This is a genomic window from Cupriavidus pampae (assembly GCF_914271485.1).
GTDB lineage: Bacteria > Pseudomonadota > Gammaproteobacteria > Burkholderiales > Burkholderiaceae > Cupriavidus > Cupriavidus pampae.
Genome location: NZ_CAJZAG010000013.1, coordinates 178,781 through 201,364, shown reverse-complemented (window position 1 = coordinate 201,364; position 22,584 = coordinate 178,781). Strand labels below are relative to the sequence as shown.

Below are 22,584 nucleotides of genomic sequence, written 5' to 3'. Positions count from 1 at the left end.
TAAAAGTCCCCGATATCCGAGGACGACTCAGCCCATCAGGCTGCGGAACACAAAACCTGTACGGATCGCTCGACGATCGAGACAAATGCCTCGGGATTGCCATGCACACGCGCCGCGAGCATGCCGCCGTGAACGGTGGCCAGAAACGCCGCAGCCTCTGCATCCGCCGTGCCGCGCAAACGGAACGTCTTGGTTGTCGCGCCTTTCGCCAGGATCGAAGCCAGCCAGCCGGTCAGATCCTGGAAATGCCCGCGCACCTCGATCGCAGCCGCCTCGGGAATCGCCGGCAGCTCGGACGCCAGCATCGCGCAGATGCAGATCGGCGCGGTCCCTTCGCGGATACAACGTTCCCAGTAACCGGTGTACGCGCGCAATTGCTCGAGCGGATCCCCGGTATGCGCCTCGATTGCCGCCACACCCTTGCGAGTCTCCTCGCGGTACAGCTTGACCACGATCTGCACCAGTTCCGCCTTGCTGGGGAAGTGGTGATGAATGCTGGCCTTGCTGATGCCCACCTTTTCAGAGATATCGGCGTAGCTGAAGCCGTTGTAACCGCGTGTAGCAAGCAAAGACTGCGTGCAGACGACAATTTCGACGGCCTTGGGAGAGAGGTCGAGTGCTTCCATGGGCAACAGTCTACCAACTAGTTGGTTGATGTCAAGTGGAACGTGAGATCTTAACGACTGCTTCGGCTTCGCTGGCTGCAATGCGTGCCTGCATTGTTGACAGCAACGTCCAGGCGGCCGAAACGTGCAACGGCTTGATCGACCAGATTGCGTTCATGTGAAACTCCTGTAAGGTATCGCTGCAACGCATGCCTGAAGAGGCGTTTGCAACGGGTTCGGGTGACCACAGGAGCCAATTTAGGGACTTTCGTCGCCTCTGAAAAAGACTTAGTAAGGGGGAGGGCATGCCTCGCAGGCATGGCGAATCATGGAGTTAAGGCATCTCAGGTATTTCATCGCGGTGGCAGAGGCGGGCAGCCTGACCGAAGCCGCGGTCAATCGACTGCATACCTCGCAGCCATCGCTAAGCCGGCAGATTCGCGACCTTGAAGACCAGGTCGGCGTGGAACTGCTGCAACGCGGCGCCCATGGTGTGACGTTGACCGAAGCAGGGAAGGCGTTTATGGACCACGCGCGGCTGGCCATGGCGCAGGTCGACGCTGCGGTCGAAGCCGCGCGGCGCGCCGCACAGCCATCCAAGCCGCAGTTCAGGCTGGGCTTTCTTACTGGCCAGGAAATGACCTGGCTGACGGATGCCATGCATCTGCTGCGCGCGGAGCTACCGAACATCGAGGTGACGGTATCGAGCGACTACTCGACGGAACTCGCTGCTGCCGTGGCACATGGCAAGCTAGACCTTGCGTTCATGCGCGCGGAGCCAGGTTACGACCTCAACTATGAGGTCGTCGGCCATGAGCCATTAGTGGTGCTGATGCCTAGCGATCATCCGCTGACGGCGCAAGATGTGGTGCATCCGCAAGACCTTCGACATCAGCCGTTCATTGCGATGGCGGACAAGGCAAAGGTATTGCGGAAGGTTGTCGATGACTATTTGCTCGAGTCCGGCGTCGAAGTCGAGATTGCGCAGAGCGTGGACAACCCTGCGATGGTGATGTCTTTGATTGCTTCGATCCGCGCCGTCACGCTCATTCCCGCCTATGTGCAAAAGCTGATGCCGTGGTCTGTGGTGAGCAGACCGCTGGCCGGCGAAGTGCCCAACATCGATCTGGTGGTGGGCTATAGCGCTAGCAATACTTCACCGATCCTGCGGCTGTTGTTGTCCAGACTGGACGATTTGAGGTCGCTCAACCTGCCGGCTGAAACAACGCCCGATTCTCGACCACATAGTCGCGTACCGTAACGGGCTTCTGTCCCGTGATCTGTTCGACGACGTTGTTGATGCCGGCGAACTCGCCTGCCTGATAGGCGCGGTACACCGATGTGATGTGTTGAATAAAGTGGGCTGACAAGTTGATGCGTTTCAGGCGCGCTTCGAATGATTCGATGCTTTCAGGTTCGTAGCGCACCGGGCGGCCGAGCGTATCGCCGAGGATTGCCGCGATTTGCTCGTGGTTCAGTTCTTCAGCGCCGAACAGTGGGTAGGTCTTGCCTGCATGCGTGGCAGGATCCAGCAGGATGCGGGCGATCACGCGGCCCTGGTCCGCGGCTGCAATCGGCGCGTGGCGGCCGCCTCCGGCGGGTACGCGCAACAGGTCGTCGTTGGCGATCTGCGAGCGCTGAAAGCCATACGTCAGCCATTCCATAAAGAACGTCGGTCGCAGATGCGTCACCGGAACGCCTGCCCAATCCAGCACGCGTTCCCCGTACCAATGCGCGAGCGACGCCTGGCTTTGCGCGTCCGCGCTCGCGGAGATCTGCGACATATTGACGATCGCGCGCACGCCCGCAAGCTTCGCCGCATGCGCAAACCAGACGGTGGCCTCGACGAGTCCGGGCTCCATGATCGGGTAGACGAAGTAAGCGCCGGACACGCCTTGCAGCGCGGCTTCCACCGCGCGATGGTCCAGCAGATCGCCGACCACGACTTCGACGCCCCTGGCGCGCAACTCGGCGGCGCGTTCGTCGTCGCGATGGGCAAGGGCGCGGACGCGTGCGCCTTGGGACAGCAGTTCTTCAATCGCGGCGCCGCCGGTGGCACCCGTGGCGCCGGTAATCAGATACAAAGCGTTGTTCATTTTCAAACTCGAGTTGGAGGGAGGCGGTCAGGCGGCAGGCGCGCGCAGCGGGGCGGGCGGGACGACGGTATCGATCAGGCCAGTCTTGACGTCATAGACCAGACCGGACACGGTCAGGCCGTCAGGCAGGTCGGTGTTGGCGCGCAGTGCGGCGACGTCGAGTGCCACGGCCCTGTAGGGGTCTGTGATCGCGAGTGCGTCGAGAGCGTTCGTCTCCACCCCCAAATGCTTGGCGAGCAGTGCTGGCGCATGGTGATGGCAGCCGATGATTCCGCAATCGGTGTGCTGCAGCAGCACGAGATTGCGCGCGCCATCGGGGCGTCCAGCGGCCTTCGCCACCACGCTGAGCACTGCCAGCGTTTCCAGCAATGGCTTGTTGATGCGGCCGCCAACGTTGCGGATGACCGCGGCCTCGCCTTGCTTCAACCCGAGGACATTGGCCGGATCCACGCGGGGATCGACGCAGCCGACGACGACGGTCCCGGTGGACGGCATCATCTTCAACTCGGGTGCGAAGTCGATGGTGGCAAACTCAGCGTTGCGCTGAAGCATGACATTGTTGAATTCCATTTTTTGCTCCTTCGTGTTCAGGCCAAGAGGTCGAGTTCGCTGCCTTGCTCTTCGCCTGGCACGCGCCGCGTTTGTTCGATTACATGCGTTCTCGGCGTACGGTCGATCAGGAGTCCGAGCACATCCGGTCGGCTGTAATGACCGCGCGAGTCCATCATGCGTTTGCGCTTGTCGATCTGCCAGAAGTCCAGATCCGCGATGATCTCTCCCTCGCCTTCGCGCAGCGGCTGACCGCCGAGGTACTCGCCCTCCGGCGACACGATCGCGGTAAAGCACCCGCTGGAGATCGGGCCCACCTGCGTGGTGTTGGTGTCGTGCAGGATCTGTTGTTGCTGTTCCGAGGTGAGCCACGCGGTGGCGTTGACCACGAAGGCGCCAGCCTCCAGCGCGTGCTGGCGGATGTTGACGGAGATCTGCTCTGAAAACAGATCCCCGGCGAACGAGCCCGGATACATGGCCGAATGGATCTCCTCGCCATCGGCCATCAGCGCGTAACGCGCGAGCGGGTTGTAGTGCTCCCAGCACGCCAGCTGGCCTACGCGGCCAACGGCGGTATCCACGGCACGCAGGCCGGAGCCGTCGCCCATGCCCCAGACCATGCGTTCGTGATAAGTCGGCGATAGCTTGCGGCGGCGCTGTACCAGCGTGCCATCCGCATCGAACAGGAGCTGGGTGTTGTAGATCGTGCCCCCGTCGCGCTCGTTGACGCCGATCGACACCACCATTCCGGCCTGGCGGGCGGCTTCGCCAATCGCACGGGTGGTGTCGGACGGCACCGTCACCGATTGCTCGAGCAGCTTGTAATGTTCGGCCCCCATCGCAAACGGCGATTCGATAAACGAGAAGTAGGGGTAGTAAGGGACGACGGTTTCCGGGAAGGTGGCGAACTGAACGCCTTGCTTGCCCAGTTCCAGGATCTTCCGGACGACTTTGTCGACGGTGCCTTCCCGGCTGTATAGAACTGGAGATATCTGGACGGCGGCGGCCCGAATGATTCTCGACATGGTGTGCGTATCCTTTGTTTGGCCCTGCGGCAAGTAAGAGAAGTGCTTGAACATTAGAGGGCCGGTCGCGACGGCGTCGGTCGTTATTGCCACCATTCATGACGTCCGTCATCGCAAGGGAGGGCACCCACGCGTCAAGCGCATTGGCCTGCGCTTGGGAATACAATCCAGCCATTCCTGACTACGCCAGGTCATATTGAGGACGCAGGACTGGATATGCATCGCATCGGTTTCATCGTGCCGAAACGGTTTCAGATGATGAGCCTTGCCGCGCTCACCGTTTTTGAAATGGCGAACCTGCCACCGGCGGGGCAGCGCTACGTGATCCGACTACTCTCCGAGCACGGCGGAAGCGTTGAATCGTCGGGCGGAATGAAGCTGGAAACCGAGGCGTTCGGGGATACGGCGTTCGACACGGTCATCGTGGGCTCGATCACCGAGATGAAGATGCCCAGCGCGGATGCTGGCGTGGTGGCATTCGTCAGAGAGGCCGCCAAGGCATCGCGGCGCGTCACCTCCATCTGCAGTGGTGCCTTTGTCCTTGCGGAGGCGGGTCTTCTGGATGGCCGGCGCGCGACCATGCACTGGGCACACGCTGCCGAGTTCCGATTGCGCTTTCCGAAGGTCAAAACGGAGGAGGACCGGATCTTCGTGAACGATGGTCCGATCTGGACCTCGGCTGGCATGACGGCCGGCATCGACCTTGCACTGGCATTGCTCGACAACGATCTAGGTCCCGATACCGCGAGAATGGCCGCCAGACTCCTTGTCATGAACCAGCGTCGGCTAGGCGGTCAGATGCAGCACTCCGCGCTGCTCGACATGACGCCCAAGTCGGATCGCATCGAATCCGTTTTGACCCATATTCGTCGCAACCTGCGCAATCCACTTACGATCGAGGAACTTGCGGATGTGGCCAACCTGAGCCCTCGCCAGTTCAGTCGTGCCTTCCTTGCTGAGACTGGCCAGTCTCCGGCCAAAGCCGTGGAGCAACTGAGACTGGAGGCGGCCAGATTCATGATCGAGCAAGGGCGGCATACGATCAGCGTCGTGGCGCAGGAAGCAGGCTTCGCTGACCGGGAGCGCATGCGCCGTGCGTTCGTACGGACTTTTGGTGTGCCGGCTGATATCTTGCGCAGAAAAGCGAGGCAGGAGGCGGTTGGGGGAGAGTAGGGCGACTAAAGCGCGAGGAGACCTGTCATGCGGATGCTATGGAATGCTGCGTTTCGAACTGTGTTCGTCACTGCTCTGGTGGCGACTGGCATGAGCGGAGCCCACGCAGCCGAAGTGACCTTGATGGCTGCCAATGCCGTCAAGGAACCACTCCTCGATCTCATTGCGGGCTTCGAAAGCGCGAGCGGGCACAAGGTTGCCGTGAGCTGGAGCGGCACCGAAGCCATTGCCAGGAAGGTCAATGACGGTGCGATGATCGACGTGGTCATTATCGGCGCGGGCGCCATGGACAAGCTGAGTGCCGACGGCAAGCTGGCCGCAGGCAATCGCGTGGATTTCGCCAAGGTCGGCATTGGCATCGCCTTGCGCGCGGGCCTGCCGAGGCCTGATATTTCGTCGGGCGAAAAGGTCAGGATGGCCGTCCTGGCAGCCAACTCAGTGGCCTACTCCACAGGGCCGAGCGGTTTCTATCTGGCGGACATGTTCAAGAAGATGGGTATCGCCGACCAGATCAAGGACAAGTTGAAGCAGCCCGCCTCGGGGGCGCAAGTTGCCGAGTTGGTCGCGCGCGGGGAGGCCGATCTTGGCTTTCAGCAGGTCAGCGAATTGGTGCATGCCAAGGGTATCGACTACCTCGGACCGTTACCCGCCGACATTCAATACGTGACGACGTATTCGGCAGGCGTGCCCACGACTTCGTTGGCGCCGGAAGCCGCAAAGGCGCTGATGAAATTCCTCACCGCACCTGAGGCGGCCCCGATCATCAAGAAATCCGGCATGGAGCCGGGCTAACTGTCAGTGCGGCCAGCGTTGCCTAGGGATGCAGCGAAGCCTTCAGGCTCATGAGATTCTGTGGCGTCACGCGAATCAGGCCACCCCGCGGGCTGTCGACATCAGCGATCAGCGACAGTGATAGCGAAACGGTCACCGGCAGGATGAAGAGCAGAAACACATTCGACGTTTCGGCGCGTGCGGCATAGCCCTGCATCAGCGTGCTGAAGAAGGCGATGATGATCATCAGGCACCATGCGGCGATTGGAATGCGGTTCAACCACGCCGCCTCGGCATAGCCCTGCGAATTGATGACGTCATTCATGCCCGCTACCACCAGCGCGGTGATTGGGTTGGGCTTCTCGCGTGCAACGCCTCGCACGGTTCTCCACATCTCGTCCTCGATCGCGGCGGTGGCCGTCGAGATCGCGCGCAGTTGCTCGCGATCGCGCGTTTGATAGTAGAGAAGCCGCTGGTCGAGGTAGCGCACCAGCAGCGCTTTCACCTTGTCGGCGTCCGCACCCTCGATCAGCTCCGCGCGCAGGTACTCGGTGCCAATCGCATTGGCTTCCTCCTCTTCGAGGTTCTTGCGCTGGTCGTATCGTCCGACCGCCATCGACAACGTGAACCCGATCAGCAACGCCAGTAGTGTCAGCGTCGCACCCTGGGTGATATTGAAGTCGTCACGACCATCGGCGCGGATCGGCCGGATCCGGCGCAGCACGAGTGCGCCAATGGCCGTGGCTATCGCCAGCAACACGAGCAGCAGAACGAAGAGGACGGCGGGGTGGCGGATGATCTCGTTCATGGTCGCGGGTGTACGGTGTCAGATGCGCACACGCATCAGCGCGCTTTCTCGATGTCTCCGGGCTTCCACGTTTGATCGAAGAAGGCTTTCTCGGGCGAATATAGCCGCAGAATGACGAAGTAGCCCTTGCCCGGCACCGTGCGGAGCCAGTTCTTTTCCTTGTTGGCCGGCGCGGTCGGGCCGAAGTACAGGTCGGTCGAGCCGTCGGCATTCTGTACAGGCTTGTCCATCTGGTTGAGCGACGGGAACGGCTGGCCGTTGTCGAGCCCGGACGCCGTGGTGCCGTCGTAGACCGTGACGGACCAGAAGTTCTTTGCGGGGATATTCGGTGGCAGGTGCAATGCGTACGATTGAGCGCCATCGAGGAAGTTGCCATCCTTGTCGCGCGAGGTGACCGGATACTTTGCGCCCGCGTTCACGATGTTCTTCACCATGCCCGGGCTGGCGGAATAGGCGCTGGTGAAATACCCCGACCGCTGTTCGAGGTTGGTATAGGTGTGTGCGGATTGGAACGAGGTGTCCTCGCCGGCGAATACGTTGACCCATTGCCGATCGGGATAGTATTTGCCGCCGGGCTCCTTCGCGACCATATCGGCGATCACGACCTTGCTGATCTTGAAGCCGGTTTGCGCGGCACGCTCGAGCAGGCTCCGCATTTCCGGGCTCGGCGAGAACGGCTTGCCTTTCTCGATGCCGATCGTATGCAGGAATCCCCGCATGTCGAGGTCGGCGGGATCCACGTATTCGCTGTCGATAAAGCGCGACATCATGTCGAAGTAACTCGCATCGCGCGGAAACAGGAGATTGGCTGGCTTGCTATTGGCGTCGGGGAACTGCATTGGCTTGGCCGACGCCTTCTGGCCCAGCGGATAGATGCGTGTAGCCGCAATCTGGGCGTTCGGCTTCGACAGGTCCTTCGGATCGCTGAAGAACGTGCGCCAGAACAGGAACACGTTGTACGTGCGGGACCGGTAGACGAATGCGCCCTTGGGCAGGGTGCCCTTCGGCGGCTCACCCTTATAGTCAGGGGGCAGCAGGACGTAGGTTCCGCCTTTGCCCTTGTCCGGACCGGCCAGGCCCACATCGCCAGTCCAACTGCGGCCGTCGGTGGTTGGGCCCACCAGTGGGCGCTGGAAGAAGTCGTCAATAATGCCCTGCACCCCAGCCGGCGCTTCGACGACCATCGGACCGTCCTTCTTGAGATCCAGATAGCCCATCGCATAAACAACGTCGGAGTTTGGCGTCGTTACCTGCGTGGAAGCCTTGATTCGTTCCTTCCAGACCGGCAGAACGTTGTAGCCTCCACCGAAGACTTTCTCCGAGCCTTCCATCATCGCCCAGATATTGAGGGCCGGCAACGCCCACAAATACGCTTGCGTCGCGCGCTGGAAGATCAGTTCCTCCTGCAGCATGCGCGAGGTTTCGGGCGTGGGGTAATCCTTCTCGAACGGGGCATTGGCGAGGGCATCGTAGCGAGAGCTTTGCGCTACCGCGGCGCTGGAGAGGCCGAGCGCAACGGTGCTCAATGCGATAGAAATCCAGGGATAGTTCTTCATCTCAAGCCCTAGGTTGTATGTGTTCGCGGAGGGTTGTCGATCGTTACGCCATCTTGCGAATCGCGGGAGGCTTCCACGAACCATCGAGAATCGGCTGCTTGCCCCAATAGGCACGGATATAGAGCGAGAAGGCGCCGGCGGGTGCGGGCAACCAGTTGGACTCGCGCTCCGCGCCGGGCGATGTCGCGCCGGCATATATCGTTAGCGATCCGTCGGCGTTTCGCTTGAGGGTGGTGTTCTTGGTGCCCAGTGAATAACGCTTGAGGTTGTTGGGGTGGAACAGGTGCTTGTCGTTATAGAGCGTTAGCGACCAGAAGCCATTGACTGGCGGTTGCTGTCCGGCGGGGAAGACTATCTCGTAGTTGCTGGCGCCGCTCAATGCCACGCCGGCCGCATCGAAGTCGGTGTAGAAATACTGGGTCTCGGTAGGGCGGTTGTCGAACATGTTCGACTTGGCCGTGCCGGTGCGATCGAAGTAGTCGAAACCGGTCTGAGCGTTGTTGGTCGAGCGGTTCCAGCCGTTGCCGGCGGGCAAGCCGTTGCGGCGCCATTCGAAGAACGGCCCGATCGCGTCACGCTCGGTCTCGACGGCCGTCGACACGAGCACCTTCTTGATTTCCGCATCGCGGTTGGCGACTTCCATCAGCGAACGGAACTGGGCGTATAGCGCCTCTTCGCCGGGGAGTGGCGGCACGGTGTCCAGCACCTGTCCGAACTGGTCGAAGAACTTCTCCGGGATGACCCATTTGGTCTCGCCGTCGCTGGCGCCGGCATCGGCTTTGGGGCCGGGAATCTCGGGCGCCTTTGCCCAGTCGATGGTTTTCATGCGGCCATCGAACTGCTTCAACGGGTAGAACACGATCTGATTGATAACCGGCTGAATCGCCTTGCGATCCTCGGCCGTGTCGTTCATAAAGACCCGCGGAATAGCGTTGGCCAGCGACGTCGGGCAGCGGATGATCGCCGTGACGTTGGCGGGCTTGCTGCCTTTCCAGTTCGGCCCGGCCAGCAGGTAGAACCCGGGCTTAGTGCGATAGGGCTTGCCGATCTGACCGAACTGATTGGTTCGTGCGTCGTACAGCGCGTAGACCCAGAACCGATCGCCAAAATTGGGGACCTGTGCCACGACGGGTTCTTCATCCAGCTGGAAAAAGCCCAGTCCATAAACCACGTCCTGGTTCGGGCAGGTCACGAACGTTTCCGCGGGATCGATGTAGTCGTGCAGCATGCCCACCTGACCGCGAGGCGCTGCTGGCAATACGCCGTTCAGCAGGCCGGGGTGGGGCGCCTGGGTAATGCGTGCAAAGCGGTTGAGCATATTGACCATGGGCCAGCCCCACACATAGGCCATGCGCGCGATCACCTGCGCATAGCCGGCGTGCATCGGCAGGCCGGCCGGTGGCTGAACCTCTTTGTTGGCGGCGGTGGCGGGCTCGCGGGCCCCCCCTTTTGATTCGGCCGCCGCCGCCGGCAATGGCGCCGCCGATAGCGATGCCAACGTCAGGGGGCTAGTCGCGCCGAGGACCGTGAGCAGCCTGCGAGTGGTGTCTACCTTGTCCCGTTCCGCCATCGTCGACCTCATCAAGTTCAGTACTCAATACTGCACAGAGACACGATCGGCGAGAAGTCAAAGATTTGGTGATAGATGTGAAAGTTTCTGAGACAGCAGCTCATCAGCATTCACTTTCCCTGTGATATGTCGGTGGATACCTTGCTTGAAATAAAAAGCAAAAAGATGCGGTAACCAATGCCTAAAATACTGAAATTAGCGCCGTAAACCGCACTTAATCCAACGTCAATTCCAGTAGCCGCCCACTACGATTCCATTGCCGGAATGTCCCGGTGGATGTCTATCTAGGAGAGAACTTGATGAATGGATTGACGATCGGTGGCGCGGACGCGGTGCGCAATGCCCAGGCGTGGTCGACAACGCGGCGCGCGCAGGCGGCTGACACTGCGGCGGCAAATGCGGACGCCATGGCGGGCTTCCGCGCCCGTGGTTTCGATATCAAGGTCGTCGACATGGTTGACGCACAGAAGAACGAAGTGCTCAAGGCCACCGACAGCAATGAGGACGGCTTCATCTCGCGAAGCGAGCTCGCAAAGCAGCTCGTTGGCAAGAGCGATGATGAACTGGCCAGCATCCATGATGCGATGGACGCGAACGAGGATGGTCACGTCAGCGCCGACGAATACAAGGACAGCATGCCCGCCGAACCCATCATGGCGGACACCGCTGCCCGTTTCTTCAGGATGGTCGAAGACGCTCGCAGTCAAGGCCGCCTGATGTTGGGCACGGACCCCGTCGCGGCCGGCGTCGCCTGACGACGGCGCATCAGCAGGTAGACCGCGGGAACCACGAATAGCGACAGCAGCGGTGCCGTGATCATGCCGCCGATCATCGGCGCTGCGATGCGTTGCATGACCTCGGAACCGGTGCCATGCGACCACATGATCGGGATCAGCCCGGCGAGAATGACGGCCACCGTCATGGCCTTGGGGCGCACACGCTGCACGGCGCCTTCCTGAATGGCTGCAAGCAGCGCGGTGGTTCCCGTTTCTCCCTGCTCAAGTCGGTCGCGCCACGCGTGCTTGAGGTAAAGCAGCATGATCACGCCAAATTCGGCCGTGACGCCCGCCAATGCGATGAAACCGACCACGCCCGCCACAGACAGGTTGTACCCGAGAAGGTATAGCAGCCAGAAGCCACCGATCAACGACAGCGGCAACATCCCCATGATCAGCAGTGCCTCATCGAGGCGCCCGAATACCAGATAGAGCAGCACGAAGATGATCAGCAACGTGAACGGCACCACCAGCTTCAGCTTGGCACTTGCGCGCTCCAGATACTCGAACTGCCCCGACCAGCTCAGCGAATAGCCGGCCGGCATCGGCACCGCCTTGGCCACCGCAGCCTGCATGTCACGCACCGCTGAACGCAGGTCGCGTCCGCGAAGGTCAACATAGATCCAACCCGACAGCCGGGCATTCTCGCTGCGCAGCATCGGCGGCCCCTGCACCACGTGGATGCGTGCCACATCGGACAAGACGATCTGTTGGCCACGATCCGTCACGATCGGAAGGCTGCGCAGTTGCTCGACGGAATCGCGGTAGTCGCGCGGATATCGTAGATTGATCGGAAAGCGCGCCAACCCATCGACCACTTCTCCAATGTTGTCGCCACCAATCGCCGAGGAAACGATGCTCTGAATGTCGCTGATATTGAGTCCATAGCGACCCGCGGCCGCACGGTCGATATCGATGTCGATATAACGCCCGCCGGTGAGCCGCTCCGCCAGCGCGGACGTGACACCGGGGATGGTCTTCACGGTCTCCTCGATACGCGTCGCAATCCGGTCAATTTCTTTGAGGTCGGTGCCCGCCACCTTGATGCCGATCGGACTCTTGATGCCGGTGGCCAGCATATCGATGCGGTTGCGGATCGGTGGCACCCAGATGTTCGACAGGCCCGGCACCTTGACCACGCGATCGAGTTCCTCCACCAGCTTGTCCGGTGTCATGCCCGCGCGCCATTGGTCGCGTGGCTTGAACTGGATCGTGGTTTCGAACATCTCCAGTGGCGCTGGATCGGTCGCCGAGTCGGCGCGGCCGGCCTTGCCGTGGACGGTGGCGACTTCCGGCACCGACTTGATCAACCGATCTGTCTGCTGCAACAACTGAGCGGCCTTGCCAGCGGACAGTCCCGGGAGTGCCGAGGGCATGTAGAGCAGATCGCCTTCATCGAGTGGTGGCATGAACTCGCCGCCGATGCGCGAGATGGGCCAGGCCGTTGCCGCCAGCGCGACAACGGCGACCACGATGGTGGCGCGTGGATGCCGGAGTACATGTGCGAGGAACGGCTGATAGGCGCGGATCAGGCAACGGTTGAGTGGATTGGCGTGCTCGCTGGGGATACGGCCACGAATAAGGTAGCCCATGAGCACGGGCACCAGCGTGATCGACAGACCCGCAGCGGCCGCCATCGAGTACGTCTTTGTGAAGGCCAGGGGTGAAAACAGGCGGCCTTCCTGCGCCTCGAGCGTGAACACCGGCACAAAGGACAGCGTGATGATCAGCAGCGAGAAGAACAGCGCCGGACCTACCTCCGCGGCGGCTTCGCCAATCACGCGCCAGCGTTCGGCGCCGGACATCGGCTCGTCAGGATGTCCCGCATGCCAGCGCTCCAGATGCTTGTGCGCGTTCTCGATCATCACCACGGCAGCATCCACCATCGCGCCAATTGCAATCGCAATGCCGCCCAGCGACATGATGTTGGCATTGACGCCCTGGTACCGCATGACGACAAAGGCGGCCAGCACACCAAGAGGCAGCGACACGATGGCCACCAACGCGGAACGCAGATGAAACAAGAACGCCAGGCAGACCAGTGCGACGACGATGAATTCTTCGATGAGCTTGTGGGTGAGATTGTCCACGGCACGGTGAATCAGCCCGGATCGATCGTAGGTCGTGACGATCTCGACGCCGGCGGGCAGGCTTTTCTTGAGCGCTTCCAGTTTGGCCTTGACCGCATCGATCGTCTCCAGCGCATTCTTGCCCGAACGCATCACGATCACGCCGCCAGCCACCTCGCCCTCGCCATCGAGCTCGGAGATTCCGCGTCGCGTTTCCGGCCCGAGCTGGATGTTGGCGATATCCCCGAGTCGGACGGCGATGCCCGCGCCGCTGGTCTCGATCGGAATCTGTCTGAAGTCGGCGAGCGTCTTGAGATAGCCCGATGCCCTCACCATGTACTCGGCTTCCCCGAGTTCCAGTACCGAGCCACCTGCCTCCTGATTGGCGCCACGGATCGCCGCGAGCACCTTGGCCTGCGAAAGGTTATAGGCGCGCAGACGATCAGGCATCAGAACCACCTGGTACTGGCGAACCATGCCACCCAGTGATGCCACCTCGGCGACGTTCGGCAGGGATTTCAGCTCGAAGCGCAGGAACCAGTCCTGCAACGCGCGCAGTTGGCTCAGGTCATGCTGGCCGGTGCGGTCGACCAACGCGTACTCATAGATCCAGCCCACGCCGGTAGCGTCGGGCCCTAACGCAGGCCTGGCTGCCGCCGGCAGTCGCGACTGCACCTGATTCAGGTACTCCAGCACACGCGAGCGCGCCCAGTACGGGTCGGTCCCGTCTTCGAACAGGACGTAGACAAACGAATCTCCAAAGAACGAGTAGCCCCGTACCGTCTTTGCCCCCGGCACCGATAACATCGTGGTGGTGAGCGGATAGGTCACCTGATTCTCCACCAGCTGTGGCGCCTGCCCGGGGAACGGTGTGCGGATGATGACCTGCGTGTCGGACAGATCCGGCAGCGCATCGAGTGGTGTGCCGTGAATCGCCCACAACCCCCAGGCGATCAGCATGACTGTAGCCAGCAGCACGAGGATGCGATGACGGATCGATGCCAGAATGATGCGCGCGATCATGGCTTCGCTCCTTGTCCCATGCTTCCGCTTTCCGGCATGGCGGGCGCGGATGGCTCTGTCGGCGATGCAAGGCGTGTCGACGTGCCACGCAGGCTGGCTTCGGAATCGATCAGAAACTGGCCAGACGTCACGACCTTCTGGCCGGCAGACAGTCCGGAAAGGACTTCGGTCATGCCATCGGTTTCGTGACCGGTGCGGATTTCTGTGGACACATACCCTTGCGCCCCAGCATCGACCATGACGATGGTGCGCTGACCCGTGCGAATCACGGCTTCGGATGGAATCTGCAGCATGTCGGGCTGTTTACCGCCTTGAAACCGCACGTTGGCAAACATGCCGGGCACCAGCTTGCGCTGGTGGTTTGGCAAGACGATGCGGACCTTGATGGTGCGTGTGGCGGGATTGACGTCGGGGAGAACTGCATCGACCTTGCCGGTGACCGGCTCGGGGGCGGCCGTGGTAGAAACGGTGACAACTTGCCCCGGTGTAATGCCACGCGCCTGCGCCTCGGGCACTTCGGCAATTACCCACACCTGGCCAAGATCGGCCAATCGGAACAAGGTCATACCCGGCGTGACCGTCATTCCCTCGCGGACCGCGATTTCAGTCACTACGCCATCAAGCGGGCTGGCGATTCCCTGGGCCGTCTGCAGCTTTCCCGAGCGGACGACTGCATCGGCCTGCGCTGGTGTCATGCCGGCTTGCAGCATGCGCGCTTTTGCCGCATCCGAGAGATCGCCTTGGGACAGTCGCGCCACGGCCAGGTATTCCTGCTGCGCTGCCACCCAGTCGGGGGCGTAGAGGGTAACCAAGGTCTGGCCCCGTCGCACCGGATCGAGTGTGGCCCGCACGCCCACATGCTGCACGAAGCCGCTGGTTCTTGCCTGAATGACCTGGACGCTGCGCTCGTCGATCGCCACGTTGCCGGCGGCGTCGAGCATGGAGGAGGCTTGCGCGGGCTTTACCTCTGCCGTACGGATGCCGAGGTTCTGCGTGACCCGGCTGTCGATCGTGACACCGCTCGCGTCAGCACTATTGCCATCGGCATAGACCGGCACCAGTTGCATGTCCATGAATGGCGATTTGCCCGGCTTGTCGAAGCGCTGCCCCGGCACCATTGGATCGTGCCAGTAGAGCACTGTCTTGCCAGTTTGCGGATCGACGTTGCCGGGAGCCGCCGTCGCGCCTGCCATCGATGGGCCTTGCATCGCGGACGCGCCTTCGGAAACGCCGAGACGATAGCCGGCATAGCCGGCCGCACCGATCAGCACCACGCACGCCGCGGCAACTTTCAGTCGTGGATTCATTTGACGTCCTTGGTGGCGGGTTCGGTTTGTGCGGTGGCCAATGGGGTCAGGAAGGTGAGTTCGGCCCAGAGGCGGGTCGTGCGTTGTTCGAGCGCCAGCCGTTCCAAGGCGGTATCGATGGCACGGTGGTTGGCTTCCGCCACGGCCAGCAGCGACCCGGTATTGGCGCGATAGGCCGTCAGCGCGGCTTCGGCCTGTGCATTGGCCAGCGGCAGCGTGGCATCGTCATACCGCCTGAGGCGTTCGAGGTTGCGACGCAACTCCGCGAGGCGCGCGCCAACGATGGCGTCCGTATTACGCTGGATGATTTCAGCCTTTGCACGTGCCTCCGTGGCCTGCGCGAGCCGAGCGGACACCTCGCGATCCTGCCGATTGGCGCGATCCCACGGCAGCGGAAAGCTCACGTTGATCGAAGTCAGGTTGGAATATGCGGCGCCACGCTGGCTGTACATCAACTCCACCGCGATGTCGGGCTTGCGCGCTTCGTCCGCCACGCGTACCTCGCTCTCCGCCAGGGTCACCTCGCGCTGGGCGGCGGCAACTTCCGGCACGCCGTCGTAACGTGTGCGGATGAGTTGCTCGACTCGGTCCGGTATGGCCAGCACAGGGCGCTCGCCAAGTGGCCGGGTCGCATCCGCGCCGATCCAGCGCGATAGATTGACGGTGGCAGTGTCGAGCACCGCCTGGTTCTCGCTTTCTCGGTCGCGCAGTTTTTGCACTTCCAGTTGTGCGGATAGCACGTCGGCGCGCGTGCCTCGGCCGCCGCGATAGGCTGCATTGGCGGCTTCCTGCGCGAGATTCAACGGATGCGAATGATGACCGAGCAAGACGGCCGCCTGCTCGGCGTACCAGCGGTCGATCCATGCGGCCACGGCGTTGCGTTGGACGTTGGTCATGCCGAGCATGCGCCGCGCATCTGCGGAAGCGGCTTCGGCCTCGAAACGCGCGGTGCGTGCCCGTCGCTTGTCAGCACGCGTGAACTCCTGCAGCACGCTGACTGAGCGCGTGGTCATGGAGTCACGACTCAGCGAGAACTTGTCCGTGCCGTTGATGGGGACATCGTTCAGTCCAACTTTGAGGACGGGGTCGGGCAACTGCCCGGCAGCCACCGCCTGTTGTACTGCCGACTCGATGGCACCGTACGAATTCTCGGCATCGCGCGCATGCGCTGTGGCGAGCGCGGCGGCCTCTTCAATGGATAGAGCGGGGATGGCATGTGGGGGCGCGGCAAGCGACACCGACATGCCGAAGGTGGACGCGCAAAGCAGCGCCAGCCTCAGGCAACGCGGGAATGACATAAAGCCTCCGGAAACGACGACCACTACTCCCGGGAAATCGGGAGCGACAAGAACGTGGCGCAGCTTCGGAGGCTAGGTGCGGAAACAGCAGTGAAGGATGGCGTGCGGCGGCGGCGGGGCGCGCGGCCGAGCCTGCGCATGCAGCGCGATGACTGGCGTAACGTCGAGCACGGGGGGCTCGACAATGATGCTCGCAAGCACCGGGATAAATGCGGGGACCTGCGGCGCGGCGTGATCGGCGTGCTTGGCGTCGGCCTGGCAATGGGCCATGCACAGGGCCTTCTGTCCGTTGTTCTGCACTGCAACCTGATCGGCCATCTCCGCGCAGGACGTCATTGCTTCCATCGGCGCTTCCATCGGCGCTTCCATCGGTGATTCCGCAGGCGCAGCCTTGCCCATCGTGCAGGCGTAGGCAGCCGTTGCCAGTTGCACTGACAGGAACACAACCAGAAGGAATCCGGCAATCCACGAATGCCGGCGAGCGATGCGATGCACGATGTATGGGGATCTCGAACCAGCGCAAAGGATAACCGCATTCCAGCCAATTGCAATAGCGAGCCATCAGCCAGAGAAGCCAATAGCGAGACCCACGATGAGCGATCACCCATCATCCGCCACTGATCATCACGGGACTATTGTCGCTTGCGAGCTACCCTAAAGGTCAATAGCCGAGTTCAGGGCGTTCGTATTCATTGAATACGTGGTTGATCCTGAATGCGCCAGTCGGAGGGCCCTGCCATGAAGATACTTCCCATTGCGACGTTGGCTCTGTTGCTGGCAGGATGTGCTACGAGTCCAGGGACGCCACCCACTCCACAAGCCTCACAATCGTCGCGCACGGAATCCTGCAAGCAGACTTCGGAGCAGGAGATCGCGGCATTGTTCGATCGATGGAACCGATCGTTGCAGACAGGCGATTCCGCCAAGGTAGCGGCCAACTATGCGGACCGCTCGATCCTTCTTGCGACAGTGTCCAATAAGCCTCGGCTGACGCCGGCAGAAAAAGTGGACTATTTCAATGAGTTTCTGAAAAACGGTCCGTCGGGAAAGATCGACTTCCGTACCATTGAGCTAGGGTGTAATTCCGCCGTGGACGCCGGCCTCTACACGTTCACGTTCGCAAGGACTGGAGCGGTTGTTAAGGCTCGCTATACCTACACTTACCGCTGGGATGGCTCGCAATGGTTGATTACGAGCCATCATTCATCAGCGATGCCGGAGAAAACGTAGCAACGACTCGCGGTGCGAGATCAGAAAATCCTCCACAGCACTCGCGCGGTATCCGGTGAGCAGGCGAAAGTCGTCGCTCGCCGGGGACATCGCCTGTGATGTTCAGGATCTGACTGTCCTCGAGGTTCAGACTTAATGCGTGATCGCTGGCAATCGGTCCAAGCGTAGAGGCGTCGGCATTGAGTAGCGACGTATAGATCAATTGCCGTGCGCCGGCATCGCGAGCAGCCGCAATAGCATGGCGATGCTGTTCCACGCGGCGCGGCCCGCAGTATTCGGCACTGGTGCTTATCAGCAGGATGCGATCTGCGCCGTCAAATGCCTTCGCAAGGCAGCTCGGATCATCGAAGTTGGCATATCGGACATCGATACCGTGGGTTGCAAAGTCGAGTCGCGACGTGGGGGTACGGGTTGTGCCAATCAGGCGGTAACCAGGGCGACCAGACAATTGTTCAATCACAGATCGACCAAGTTGGCCCGAGATCCCGCTGACGAGAAGGGATGGCTTATGCATGACAGAAATCTTCCATAGGCAACGCGGCGTTCGCCTGGCACGCGCTTGTGCCGTGTCGAAACGCAGGTGCAATTGGCCAGCCGGCGTATGTCCGGCACCAAAAACAGATCGCTCGCTGAGCCCAGGGCTTGGACTCAAGCGGGGCTCAAGCGATCAGCAGGAGAAGACGAAGATTCGAGTCATCGCGGCATCTTAGCCGAAAGCGGCGGGGCCGGCCCTAAGTTCAGATCGAACCGGCCGGTGCTACAGCCGGAAAGTCCTTTTCGGGATCGAACACGTTGTTGAAGAAGTTTGTCAGGGAGTACATGGCAACCAGTGCGACGATCTCCATGACGTTTGCGTCCGTATAGCCGGCATCGCGGATCGCTTTCAGATCGGCGTCCTTGATCTGTCCGCGGGTCTCGATGACTTTGCGCGCGAACTGGACCGCGGCATCGCGCCTGGCGTCCGTGGCATGACCCTTTCGCGCGAGGATGATCTCGTCTGCCGGCAGCTGGGCCATGTGCTGCGCCGTAAAGCTGTGAACCGTCAGGCAGTAGTTGCAGCCGTTCACTTCGGACACAGCCAATCCGATGCTGTCACGCGTCTTCACATCGAGTGCCTTGCTCAACGAGCCGAGGAGCGTAGCCCAAGCGTTGAACGCGATGGGGCTCTGCGCGAAGGCAGTCATCATATTGGGCGTGAACCCGATGTTCTTGGTGAAGGTATCGAGCGTTGCCTTCGAAGCGGCCGGCACCTGTTCCGGGTTCAGAGCGGGGATTCTTGACATCGTAATCTTCCTTGAGAATTGAGTAGTTAATGACTCGTTAAACGCGGCGTTAAACGATATCCAACACTTCAAAGATCGGACGGCGGGGCTTTTGCGCCCAGTTTCCGGATCGTTCCACGCCTACGGATAACAGCAGGACCGGCACTTCGTCCGCCGCCAATCCGAAGGTGCTGTGCACGGCGTCGGCGTCGAAGCCAATCATCGGCGTCGATCCCAATCCCATCGAGCGTGCCGCATAGATCATCGCGGCGGCACCAAAGGTGCCGGTACGCACTGCCTCGTCGCGCTGGCGCTGCGGGAATTCCATATACAGATTGCGGGCGGGGATCTCCCATTCCGGCACCATCTTTTCCGGCATGACGCCCGCCTCGACCAATGGCGCGAGCCGATCCGGAATGACGCTGGAATCCGCGAGCTGACCGCAGACGATGAACGTGACGGCTGCTTCGGTGATCGGCGGCTGGTTCCACGCGATAGGGCTCAGCCGAGCTTTGGCGGCACGCGAGCGCACCGCAATAAAGCGCCAGTTCTGCAAATGGAAGGATGTTGGCGCGCTGGTGCCGATTTGCACGAGTTCGCGAATCTGCTCGTCGCTCAGCGTGGCGTCAGGGTCGTAGTACTTGGCGGCACTGCGGCTCAGAATGCATTCGATGACGGCATTGGTCACCGTGGTCGGTTTGGTCATGGTGCGGCTCTCATCAGGTGGTTAGGCGTTCACGAGGCGCGTATCGACGCCCGGAGGAGCGAAAGCGATGCGGCCAACAGAACAAGATCCTTGAGAAGAAACTGGCCCGGCATTGCTGAAATGGCCGGAAATCCGCCCGCCGTCGCTTCCGCTACGCCAGGGGTACTCAAGAAGAAGGTGAGGGTGATGAAGTAGGTCGCCGCCGACATCGCCGCGCCCAAGGCGGAGAAGATGGGCAGGAACGCGCCGGCGATCAGCGCGGCTGCGGTCGAGAGCTCCAATGCACCTATGACGTAACTCGCGCCCTGGACGCCGAAGAGGGCGTGCAACCAGCTCATGATGGGGCTGTTGGCGATAAACGGCGCAATACCGTTGGCCTCATAGGCAGTGAACTTCATGCCGCCGAACCAGAGAAAGACCACTACGAGTGCCCATCTGAGCAGAGCCAGATGGTTGAGTGTCCCAACGCCTTTCTCGGAAATCTGTAAGCGAGATTCAATAGATTGAGTGGTCATTTTTAATCGACGGCTGGAGAGTAATTGAGCATTGATCGTAGCTTCGCGTGCGTACTTTGTGGTCTCGAAATGGTTCGGATTCGTCCAGATGTGCGAGCTTCGCCGAGTGACGGATGCTCGGTTCAGTCTCGATATGGTTCCCGCGAATCTATATTTTCATTTCCGGTTTGCTGCGAATAATCGAGATGTTTGAATTGCGTTCATACTCGATGCATGTTCGAATTTTTATCGTCTCCGTACACAGGTCTGGATTATTTTTTGGCCGCCATGGATATCGGTGTGCCTCATATCAAGGTCCGCGATATACGCGAAAGCTGGGGAATGCGTGTCGACGCCTTCAAGACCGCGAGCTTGCATTACTGCCTTGAGGGTGCTGGCGTACTCGCCGTTCACGGCGGGCCTTCTATTCCACTGGAACCGCATACCTTCGTGCTGTTGCAGCCGGGGGTTGCTTACCGTTTCGTCGGCACGGGTCAGCAAGGCATCGTCATGGCATGCGGTGAGTTGCGCGTGGAGTTGGTTGGGGGTGCAGACCCATTCGCGTCATTGCGCGAGCCACTGGTGGCCCGATTTGACGATACGGATGGATTGCGAGACCAGTTTGCGATGCTGCTGGCCGAATCGACTCAGCCGGGAGTGGGTTCACGTGCGTTGACCGAGGCGTTGGTCAAACAGTGTCTGGTGCTGGCATTGCGTCGCTGGGTCGCGTGCGACGCCCAACCGCTGCCGTGGTTGGCGGGCGTTTCGGACGCGCGGCTGAGTCGTGCGTTGTGCGCGATCTTCAATGAACCTGCCGTCGCCTATACGGTGGACAGCCTTGCGATGATTGCAGGGATGAGTCGATCAGCGTTTGCCGCAGCGTTCCGGCGCGCCTTCGGTCAATCGCCGATGAATCTGGTCAAGCTGGTGCGATTACGACGCGCCAGCGGACTATTGATTACTACTGCGCTGCCGGTGGCCGAGGTCGCAAAACGCGTCGGATTCTCCAGCAGGAGCAATTTCTCCCTCGCGTTCAATGAACTTCACGGCGTGGACCCGACCGGTTTTCGTCGGACGTTCGCCGAGGAAGCCAAATCGTATTGGGAAGCGAACATTCAACAAAGCGGTGTATCACCATCGTAGCCTTCAAAGCGGCTCATTCACTGGCCCGTCGGCGAGCGCGATAGTCGGAAGGCAGCGTGTCGTAAGCGTCGTGGAACGCTTTCAGAAAACTGCTGCGACTGGCGTATCCGACCGAGCGCGCAATCTGGTCGACCGATAACTCTTCGGTGTTCAGCATCGATGCGGCTTGACGCATGCGCAATTTCCGGAGGACTGTCATGGGAGGCAGGCCGACGACCTCCGTGAACCTGGCCATAAACGATGATCTGCTCAGGAATGCGATTTGAGCGAGGGCGTCCACGGAATGATCCGCACCCGGCCGCGCCGCCATATGCGAGAAAGCTCTCGCAATATTGATATCTCCCAGCAGCGAGAACCCTTCGACCCACAAGTTAATTGAGGTCAGTGAGCGCCTCAGCAATGCGATCAACACGACTTTGAGCAAGGTCGCCGTCATGGTGCCCATGGCCAGCTCCTGGCTGATGAGTTCCTGAAGCGCTAACTGCAATGTGCGATCGATGTGCTGCGCGCTATCGAACTGCTCGACGATGGGCGCGCTCAGCGTCGAGAACAGGCTCAGCGACGTACCGTAGGACGCCTGGAAGTAGCCGCAGATCAATATCAGTTGTGGGCCGTCCTCGCCCGCGACGAATCTTCGAATCGCATCGGGTGGGAATGATTTCCAACGACCCTCGACTTCGTTTGAAATTCGGCTATCGGCGTCCTCGGGCAGCACTTCCACATGGAAGTACTGGTTAGGCGGCGTAATGACCAGCGTGTGGGGAGAAAGCGCGATGGGGGGATGTCCTTCCAGGACCATGCGACCATGGCCGGACAGCACGTAATGTATCCCCGGGGCGGAGGTGCCGCCGAGGTTCAGGCGCCAGCCCGGACTCACCAGGCACTCGGTCAATCGGACAAACTCCACGATCAGCGCCGATAACAAACCGTCCAGCTGATCCCCCGAGATCCGCGCCAGCGGAGGATCCATATGTTGACTTGCCGCATCCTTCTTCATGAGATATCCACCAGAATCACGTCCCACACCTTCGCGAGGACAGCTTTGGAGTGTAGATCACGGGTCCGATGCGGAAGTCCGGTAATGGTGCTCTATCGTCCAGTTTGAGACGTTGTCTCATCGGTT

Annotated in this window: 23 protein-coding genes; 6 read left to right on the top strand and 17 right to left on the bottom strand. The window is 61.0% G+C overall.

Translation table 11 applies throughout. The features are described from left to right. Positions 1-35 precede the first annotated feature (35 nt). Together LDO41_RS29210 and LDO41_RS34280 are read right to left on the bottom strand one after the other, a co-directional pair. Positions 36-626: a TetR/AcrR family transcriptional regulator gene (locus tag LDO41_RS29210; RefSeq protein WP_223994632.1), complete on the bottom strand. Its 591-nt coding sequence runs from the start codon at positions 624-626 to the stop codon at positions 36-38. Positions 627-657: 31 nt separating this feature from the next. Further along, positions 658-783: a hypothetical protein gene (locus LDO41_RS34280; protein ID WP_290370925.1), complete on the bottom strand. Its 126-nt coding sequence runs from the start codon at positions 781-783 to the stop codon at positions 658-660. Between the two features lie 150 nt (positions 784-933). Here LDO41_RS34280 and LDO41_RS29205 point away from each other — a divergent pair, with 150 nt between their 5' ends. After that, positions 934-1,866, top strand: coding sequence for a LysR family transcriptional regulator (locus LDO41_RS29205; RefSeq protein ID WP_223994630.1), 933 nt, complete (start codon positions 934-936; stop codon positions 1,864-1,866). Here the strand turns inward: LDO41_RS29205 and LDO41_RS29200 are convergent. The 3 genes from LDO41_RS29200 to LDO41_RS29190 are packed head-to-tail and all read right to left on the bottom strand — an operon-like array spanning position 1,811 to position 4,275. Next, positions 1,811-2,701, bottom strand: a complete 891-nt coding sequence (locus LDO41_RS29200; RefSeq protein ID WP_223994628.1) for an NmrA family NAD(P)-binding protein — start codon at positions 2,699-2,701, stop codon at positions 1,811-1,813. The two genes, LDO41_RS29205 and LDO41_RS29200, sit on opposite strands and share 56 nt — an antisense overlap. Before the next feature lie 27 nt (positions 2,702-2,728). Continuing rightward, positions 2,729-3,271, bottom strand: coding sequence for a carbonic anhydrase (locus LDO41_RS29195; RefSeq protein WP_223994626.1), 543 nt, complete (start codon positions 3,269-3,271; stop codon positions 2,729-2,731). Between the two features lie 17 nt (positions 3,272-3,288). After that, on the bottom strand, positions 3,289-4,275 hold the full coding sequence (locus LDO41_RS29190; RefSeq protein ID WP_223994624.1) for a nitrilase-related carbon-nitrogen hydrolase: 987 nt from the start codon (positions 4,273-4,275) through the stop codon (positions 3,289-3,291). A 216-nt stretch (positions 4,276-4,491) separates the two neighbouring features. Between LDO41_RS29190 and LDO41_RS29185 the strand changes: the two genes are divergently transcribed. Further along, positions 4,492-5,448 (top strand): GlxA family transcriptional regulator, encoded by a 957-nt coding sequence (locus LDO41_RS29185; RefSeq protein ID WP_223994622.1) that lies wholly within the window; start codon positions 4,492-4,494, stop codon positions 5,446-5,448. A 27-nt stretch (positions 5,449-5,475) separates the two neighbouring features. Beyond that, a complete protein-coding gene (gene modA / locus LDO41_RS29180) occupies positions 5,476-6,240 on the top strand; it encodes a molybdate ABC transporter substrate-binding protein (protein WP_223994620.1) in 765 nt (254 codons plus the stop codon). A gap of 22 nt (positions 6,241-6,262) precedes the next feature. Here the strand turns inward: modA and LDO41_RS29175 are convergent, their stop codons facing one another. From LDO41_RS29175 to LDO41_RS29165, 3 genes are read right to left on the bottom strand one after another with little or no spacing between them, the layout of a single operon-like run. Beyond that, positions 6,263-7,027 carry a bestrophin-like domain gene (locus tag LDO41_RS29175; protein WP_223994618.1) on the bottom strand — a complete coding sequence of 255 codons (765 nt, stop codon included), beginning with the start codon at positions 7,025-7,027 and terminating at the stop codon, positions 6,263-6,265. Between the two features lie 35 nt (positions 7,028-7,062). Next, positions 7,063-8,583, bottom strand: a complete 1,521-nt coding sequence (locus LDO41_RS29170) for a DUF1254 domain-containing protein (protein ID WP_223994617.1) — start codon at positions 8,581-8,583, stop codon at positions 7,063-7,065. A 43-nt stretch (positions 8,584-8,626) separates the two neighbouring features. Next, the gene (locus LDO41_RS29165; protein ID WP_223994616.1) at positions 8,627-10,153 is read right to left on the bottom strand and encodes a DUF1254 domain-containing protein; all 1,527 of its coding nucleotides are present in this window, start codon (positions 10,151-10,153) and stop codon (positions 8,627-8,629) included. Positions 10,154-10,461: 308 nt separating this feature from the next. Here LDO41_RS29165 and LDO41_RS29160 point away from each other — a divergent pair, with 308 nt between their 5' ends. Next, the gene (locus LDO41_RS29160) at positions 10,462-10,908 is read left to right on the top strand and encodes a CREC-EF hand family protein (RefSeq protein WP_223994615.1); all 447 of its coding nucleotides are present in this window, start codon (positions 10,462-10,464) and stop codon (positions 10,906-10,908) included. Here the strand turns inward: LDO41_RS29160 and LDO41_RS29155 are convergent. From LDO41_RS29155 to LDO41_RS29140, 4 genes are all read right to left on the bottom strand, one after another. Further along, a complete protein-coding gene (locus LDO41_RS29155; protein ID WP_223994614.1) occupies positions 10,857-14,021 on the bottom strand; it encodes an efflux RND transporter permease subunit in 3,165 nt (1,054 codons plus the stop codon). The genes LDO41_RS29160 and LDO41_RS29155 overlap by 52 nt on opposite strands. Beyond that, entirely contained in the window at positions 14,018-15,328 is a 1,311-nt protein-coding gene (locus LDO41_RS29150) for an efflux RND transporter periplasmic adaptor subunit (protein WP_223994613.1), read from the bottom strand. Before LDO41_RS29150 ends, LDO41_RS29155 begins: the two co-directional genes overlap by 4 nt. After that, positions 15,325-16,626 (bottom strand): TolC family protein, encoded by a 1,302-nt coding sequence (locus LDO41_RS29145; protein ID WP_223994612.1) that lies wholly within the window; start codon positions 16,624-16,626, stop codon positions 15,325-15,327. The genes LDO41_RS29150 and LDO41_RS29145 overlap by 4 nt, the downstream gene beginning before the upstream one ends. Positions 16,627-16,698: 72 nt before the next feature. Continuing rightward, positions 16,699-17,121 (bottom strand): copper resistance protein, encoded by a 423-nt coding sequence (locus LDO41_RS29140; RefSeq protein ID WP_223994611.1) that lies wholly within the window; start codon positions 17,119-17,121, stop codon positions 16,699-16,701. Between the two features lie 243 nt (positions 17,122-17,364). Between LDO41_RS29140 and LDO41_RS29135 the strand changes: the two genes are divergently transcribed. Beyond that, entirely contained in the window at positions 17,365-17,856 is a 492-nt protein-coding gene (locus LDO41_RS29135; protein WP_223994610.1) for a DUF4440 domain-containing protein, read from the top strand. Here the strand turns inward: LDO41_RS29135 and LDO41_RS29130 are convergent. From LDO41_RS29130 to LDO41_RS29115, 4 genes are all read right to left on the bottom strand, one after another. Continuing rightward, positions 17,816-18,370: an NAD(P)H-binding protein gene (locus tag LDO41_RS29130; RefSeq protein WP_223994608.1), complete on the bottom strand. Its 555-nt coding sequence runs from the start codon at positions 18,368-18,370 to the stop codon at positions 17,816-17,818. The two genes, LDO41_RS29135 and LDO41_RS29130, sit on opposite strands and share 41 nt — an antisense overlap. A 223-nt stretch (positions 18,371-18,593) precedes the next feature. Then, positions 18,594-19,139: a carboxymuconolactone decarboxylase family protein gene (locus tag LDO41_RS29125; RefSeq protein ID WP_223994605.1), complete on the bottom strand. Its 546-nt coding sequence runs from the start codon at positions 19,137-19,139 to the stop codon at positions 18,594-18,596. A gap of 49 nt (positions 19,140-19,188) precedes the next feature. Then, positions 19,189-19,824: a nitroreductase family protein gene (locus LDO41_RS29120; protein ID WP_223994603.1), complete on the bottom strand. Its 636-nt coding sequence runs from the start codon at positions 19,822-19,824 to the stop codon at positions 19,189-19,191. A 29-nt stretch (positions 19,825-19,853) separates the two neighbouring features. Then, on the bottom strand, positions 19,854-20,339 hold the full coding sequence (locus LDO41_RS29115; RefSeq protein WP_223994601.1) for a YkgB family protein: 486 nt from the start codon (positions 20,337-20,339) through the stop codon (positions 19,854-19,856). 213 nt (positions 20,340-20,552) lie between these two features. Here LDO41_RS29115 and LDO41_RS29110 point away from each other — a divergent pair, with 213 nt between their 5' ends. Beyond that, positions 20,553-21,461 carry a helix-turn-helix domain-containing protein gene (locus tag LDO41_RS29110; RefSeq protein WP_223994599.1) on the top strand — a complete coding sequence of 303 codons (909 nt, stop codon included), beginning with the start codon at positions 20,553-20,555 and terminating at the stop codon, positions 21,459-21,461. Between the two features lie 13 nt (positions 21,462-21,474). Here the strand turns inward: LDO41_RS29110 and LDO41_RS29105 are convergent, their stop codons facing one another. After that, positions 21,475-22,458 (bottom strand): AraC family transcriptional regulator, encoded by a 984-nt coding sequence (locus LDO41_RS29105; protein ID WP_223994597.1) that lies wholly within the window; start codon positions 22,456-22,458, stop codon positions 21,475-21,477. Positions 22,459-22,584: the final 126 nt, after the last annotated feature.

Excerpts from the sequence above, each read along its gene's own strand:
- LDO41_RS29210 (WP_223994632.1), bottom strand. The coding sequence starts at position 626 with ATGGAAGCACTCGACCTCTCTCCCAAGGCCGTCGAAATTGTCGTCTGC.
- LDO41_RS34280 (WP_290370925.1), bottom strand. The coding sequence starts at position 783 with ATGAACGCAATCTGGTCGATCAAGCCGTTGCACGTTTCGGCCGCCTGG.
- LDO41_RS29205 (WP_223994630.1), top strand. The coding sequence starts at position 934 with ATGGAGTTAAGGCATCTCAGGTATTTCATCGCGGTGGCAGAGGCGGGC.
- LDO41_RS29200 (WP_223994628.1), bottom strand. The coding sequence starts at position 2,701 with ATGAACAACGCTTTGTATCTGATTACCGGCGCCACGGGTGCCACCGGC.
- LDO41_RS29195 (WP_223994626.1), bottom strand. The coding sequence starts at position 3,271 with ATGGAATTCAACAATGTCATGCTTCAGCGCAACGCTGAGTTTGCCACC.
- LDO41_RS29190 (WP_223994624.1), bottom strand. The coding sequence starts at position 4,275 with ATGTCGAGAATCATTCGGGCCGCCGCCGTCCAGATATCTCCAGTTCTA.
- LDO41_RS29185 (WP_223994622.1), top strand. The coding sequence starts at position 4,492 with ATGCATCGCATCGGTTTCATCGTGCCGAAACGGTTTCAGATGATGAGC.
- modA (WP_223994620.1), top strand. The coding sequence starts at position 5,476 with ATGCGGATGCTATGGAATGCTGCGTTTCGAACTGTGTTCGTCACTGCT.
- LDO41_RS29175 (WP_223994618.1), bottom strand. The coding sequence starts at position 7,027 with ATGAACGAGATCATCCGCCACCCCGCCGTCCTCTTCGTTCTGCTGCTC.
- LDO41_RS29170 (WP_223994617.1), bottom strand. The coding sequence starts at position 8,583 with ATGAAGAACTATCCCTGGATTTCTATCGCATTGAGCACCGTTGCGCTC.
- LDO41_RS29165 (WP_223994616.1), bottom strand. The coding sequence starts at position 10,153 with ATGGCGGAACGGGACAAGGTAGACACCACTCGCAGGCTGCTCACGGTC.
- LDO41_RS29155 (WP_223994614.1), bottom strand. The coding sequence starts at position 14,021 with ATGATCGCGCGCATCATTCTGGCATCGATCCGTCATCGCATCCTCGTG.
- LDO41_RS29150 (WP_223994613.1), bottom strand. The coding sequence starts at position 15,328 with ATGAATCCACGACTGAAAGTTGCCGCGGCGTGCGTGGTGCTGATCGGT.
- LDO41_RS29145 (WP_223994612.1), bottom strand. The coding sequence starts at position 16,626 with ATGTCATTCCCGCGTTGCCTGAGGCTGGCGCTGCTTTGCGCGTCCACC.
- LDO41_RS29135 (WP_223994610.1), top strand. The coding sequence starts at position 17,365 with ATGAAGATACTTCCCATTGCGACGTTGGCTCTGTTGCTGGCAGGATGT.
- LDO41_RS29130 (WP_223994608.1), bottom strand. The coding sequence starts at position 18,370 with ATGCATAAGCCATCCCTTCTCGTCAGCGGGATCTCGGGCCAACTTGGT.
- LDO41_RS29125 (WP_223994605.1), bottom strand. The coding sequence starts at position 19,139 with ATGTCAAGAATCCCCGCTCTGAACCCGGAACAGGTGCCGGCCGCTTCG.
- LDO41_RS29120 (WP_223994603.1), bottom strand. The coding sequence starts at position 19,824 with ATGACCAAACCGACCACGGTGACCAATGCCGTCATCGAATGCATTCTG.
- LDO41_RS29115 (WP_223994601.1), bottom strand. The coding sequence starts at position 20,339 with ATGACCACTCAATCTATTGAATCTCGCTTACAGATTTCCGAGAAAGGC.
- LDO41_RS29110 (WP_223994599.1), top strand. The coding sequence starts at position 20,553 with ATGTTCGAATTTTTATCGTCTCCGTACACAGGTCTGGATTATTTTTTG.
- LDO41_RS29105 (WP_223994597.1), bottom strand. The coding sequence starts at position 22,458 with ATGAAGAAGGATGCGGCAAGTCAACATATGGATCCTCCGCTGGCGCGG.